This window comes from Pseudomonas sp. P5_A2_2, assembly GCF_054177685.1.
Genome location: NZ_JBGCUL010000407.1, coordinates 1 through 3,982, shown reverse-complemented (window position 1 = coordinate 3,982; position 3,982 = coordinate 1). Strand labels below are relative to the sequence as shown.

Annotated in this window: 4 protein-coding genes; 2 read left to right on the top strand and 2 right to left on the bottom strand. The window is 60.1% G+C overall.

All coding sequences use genetic code 11. The features are described from left to right. Positions 1-529: 529 nt before the first annotated feature. Complete coding sequence (argF, locus tag ACXRVY_RS19365; RefSeq protein WP_223459934.1) at positions 530-1,450, top strand: ornithine carbamoyltransferase; 921 nt, start codon at positions 530-532, stop codon at positions 1,448-1,450. Beyond that, on the top strand, positions 1,447-2,556 hold the full coding sequence (locus ACXRVY_RS19360) for an ABC transporter ATP-binding protein (protein ID WP_223459932.1): 1,110 nt from the start codon (positions 1,447-1,449) through the stop codon (positions 2,554-2,556). The genes argF and ACXRVY_RS19360 overlap by 4 nt, the downstream gene beginning before the upstream one ends. Positions 2,557-2,684: 128 nt before the next feature. Here the strand turns inward: ACXRVY_RS19360 and ACXRVY_RS19355 are convergent, their stop codons facing one another. Continuing rightward, on the bottom strand, positions 2,685-3,467 hold the full coding sequence (locus tag ACXRVY_RS19355) for a PhzF family phenazine biosynthesis protein (protein WP_223459929.1): 783 nt from the start codon (positions 3,465-3,467) through the stop codon (positions 2,685-2,687). 89 nt (positions 3,468-3,556) lie between these two features. Continuing rightward, on the bottom strand, positions 3,557-3,982 hold a 426-nt coding region (gene ybaK / locus ACXRVY_RS19350), incomplete at its 5' end, for a Cys-tRNA(Pro) deacylase (protein ID WP_458238008.1).

Genomic DNA, 3,982 nt, shown 5'->3' with positions numbered 1-3,982 from the left:
GTCTTGTTATGGGCGGGCAACGTTGGCCGCGGAAACAAAACTATGGCGCCAGACCCGCCGCCACGCCAGCGACGTGCGTCTTGTGAATCGGTGGATATCAGGCCAGCCGATGGCCACCGGAGTTCAGTTCGAAGGTAGCCCGGGTGGCGCCTGCAGCTGAATTTCCTGAAGAGTTTCAATCGGCTCGTGGGGGCCGTTCGTCGAGCCCGGTACTGATGAATGACAGGTCAGAAACCGACTGTCAGCGTACCATTGCCGCCCCGCTTGATTGCCAAGCCCCGAGAGGCCGGTGTACAAATGGGTCGCTGCTATCAGGAAACAGGCTTCAAAAGCGCTACCTCGGTGAACCCGTAGCACCTCTGAAACTCCCTAAAAACTGTAGCCCTATTGGTAAGACGCGACATTTAATTATAAGATCGCGCCTTCCCCTATTTCGTCGCCCCGTGCGGCTTACGCCGCAGGTCTCGCCCGTTGTTCCGTTAAACAAGGCTTTGAGCATCTGCGGTTTGTAGCAAAAAGGTAGTCAATGATGAGCGCAAGGCACTTTCTCTCCCTGATGGATTGCACGCCCGAAGAGCTGGTCAGCGTGATCCGTCGAGGCGTTGAGCTCAAGGACCTGCGTAACCGCGGCGTACTGTTCGAGCCTCTGAAAAACCGCGTCCTGGGGATGATTTTCGAGAAATCATCGACCCGCACCCGGATCTCCTTCGAGGCTGGCATGATCCAGCTCGGCGGCCAGGCGATCTTCCTGTCGCCACGCGACACCCAACTGGGCCGTGGCGAGCCGATCGGCGATTGCGCCATCGTCATGTCGAGCATGCTCGACGCAGTGATGATCCGTACCTTTGCCCACAGCAACCTGACCGAATTCGCCGCCAACTCCCGCGTACCGGTAATCAACGGTCTGTCCGATGACCTGCACCCGTGCCAGTTGCTGGCGGACATGCAGACCTTCCTCGAACACCGCGGCTCCATCCAGGGCAAGACCGTGGCCTGGATCGGCGACGGCAACAACATGTGCAACAGTTATATAGAAGCGGCGATCCAGTTCGACTTCCAGTTGCGCGTGGCCTGCCCGGAAGGCTACGAGCCCAATCCTGAATTCGTGGCCAAGGCCGGCGATCGGGTCTCCATCGTTCGCGACCCGAAAGAAGCCGTGCGCGGTGCACACCTGGTGAGCACCGACGTCTGGACCTCCATGGGTCAGGAAGAAGAAACCGCCAAGCGTCTGAAGCTGTTCGCACCGTACCAGGTCAACCGCGCCCTGCTTGACCTGGCCGCTGAAGACGTACTGTTCATGCATTGCCTGCCGGCGCACCGCGGCGAAGAAATCAGCGTCGACCTGCTCGACGACAAACGTTCGGTGGCCTGGGATCAAGCCGAAAACCGCCTGCACGCGCAAAAGGCCTTGCTCGAGTTTCTCGTCGAACCGGCGTACCACCACGCATGAGCCAGCCTTTACTGCTTAACCTGCGCAACCTCGCCTGCGGCTATCAGGACCAGCGTGTAGTACAGAACCTGAACCTGCATCTGAACGCTGGTGACATCGGTTGCCTGCTCGGCTCTTCGGGCTGCGGCAAGACCACCACACTACGGGCGATTGCCGGCTTTGAACCGGTACATGAAGGCGAAATCCAGCTGGCGGGCGAAACCATCTCCAGCGCCGGCTTCACCCTTGCTCCGGAGAAACGTCGCATTGGCATGGTGTTCCAGGACTACGCGCTGTTTCCGCATTTGAGCGTGGCCGACAACATCGCCTTCGGCATTCGCAAGCATCCGCAAAAGGATCGCGTTACCGAAGAACTGCTGGAACTGGTCAACCTGAAGAACCTCGGCAAGCGCTTCCCCCACGAGCTTTCAGGTGGCCAGCAGCAACGCGTCGCCCTGGCCCGCGCACTGGCGCCAGATCCGCAATTGCTGTTGCTCGACGAGCCGTTCTCCAACCTCGATGGTGAATTGCGCCGCAAGCTCAGCCACGAAGTACGCGACATCCTCAAGGCCCGAGGCACCAGCGCGATTCTGGTGACTCACGACCAGGAAGAAGCCTTCGCAGTCAGTGACCACGTTGGCGTGTTCAAGGAAGGTCGCCTGGAACAGTGGGATACGCCCTACAACCTGTATCACGAACCGCTGACACCCTTCGTGGCGAGTTTCATCGGCCAGGGCTATTTCATTCGCGGTCAGTTGAGCAGCCCGGAATCGGTGCAAACCGAGCTCGGCGAATTGCGCGGCAACCGGGCCTACACCTGGCCGGTAGGCGGTGCCGTGGACGTGCTGCTGCGTCCGGACGACATCGTGTACGCGCCGGACAGCGCACTGAAGGCGCGAATTGCCGGTAAGACGTTCCTGGGTGCGTCGACCCTGTATCGCTTGCAGCTGCCGACAGGCGCACAGCTGGAATCAATCTTCCCGAGCCATGTCGATCGCCAGGTTGGGGCGGATGTGGGTATTCGTGTCGCGGCTGAACACCTGGTGCTGTTCCAGGCGTCCGGCAGCACGGCGGCGCAGATTCCCGCTGTTGAACCAGGTGTCCGGCGTTACAGCACCGCTAGCTAAACAACACAATCCCTGTGGGAGCGAGCTTGCTCCGGGCGGCGTTCCGACGATGGCGTTGGATCAGTCAACACCTCTGTTGAATGTGATACCGCTATCGCGAGCAGGCTCGCTCCTACAGTGGTTTTGGATCAGCCCAACATCAGCGTCCCGCTCGCCACGAGCGTCGCATTTCCGCCGATCTTCACTCGATCGCCTTCCAGTCGACAGAACAATTCCCCACCCCGCGCCGAACGCTGAAAAGCCGTCAGGTTCGACTTGTCCAAGCGTTTCGACCAGTACGGGATCAGGAGGCAATGGGTCGATCCGGTCACCGGGTCTTCATTGATGCCGATTGCCGGTGCGAAATAGCGAGAGATGAAATCGTGCTGACTGCCTCGGGCCGTCACGATGGCGCCCAGCCATGGCAATTTCGCCAGGGCAACCATGTCCGGCTTGCAGTCGAGCACGTCCTGCTCGGATTCAAGCACCACGAACAGCTCGTTTGAGCCAAGTACCTCCAGGGCTTTCACACCCAGTGCACGTTCGGCAGCCAGAATGTCGCTCACTTGCGTCGGCACGATGGCCGGAAAGTCCAGCCACAACCGCCCACCTTCACGGGTCACGCTCAACGGTCCGGATTTGCAGGTGAAGTCCAGTCGCTCGACGGGCTCTTTATAGATCTCAAACAACACATAGGCGCTAGCCAGCGTCGCGTGACCACACAATGGCACCTCGGTGGTCGGCGTAAACCAGCGGATGTGCCAGCCCTGCCCTTCGCGCACGACAAACGCCGTTTCGGCGAGGTTGTGCTCGGCGGCAATCTTTTGCATCAATTCATCGGCGAGCCAGGTATCGAGCCGATAGACCATCGCCGGGTTACCACTGAACGGCTGATTGCTGAACGCGTCGACCTGATGAAACTCAAGCTGCATAACCTTCTCCCTTGGTTTGTCCGCTGAGCATGCAGCGCCGGCCGAACGAGCGCCAGTGACAGAGCGGGCAGATTTTCACCATACAGCGCTCACACCCGACCGATATCGGCAAACTTCGCCTGGGTGTGTTCGGCCAGCACCGCCGGTGCCAGCTCGACTTCCAGCCCACGTCGGCCCGCACTGACAAAAATGCTGGCGAAGGGCTGGGCCGAATTATCAATGAAGGTACGCAAACGCTTTTTCTGCCCCAGCGGACTGATCCCGCCCAACAGATAACCAGTAGAGCGCTGCGCTGCCGCCGGGTCGGCCATTTCGACCTTTTTCACGCCCGCGGCGTGGGCCAGCCCTTTCAAGTCCAGGCTGCCGACAACCGGCACCACGGCCACCAGCAACTCGCCTTTTTCGCTGGCAGCCAGCAAGGTCTTGAACACCTGCGCCGRATCGAGCCCGAGTTTTTCCGCCGCTTCCAGCCCGTAGGAGGCGGCCTTGGGATCATGTTCGTAACTGTGTACGCG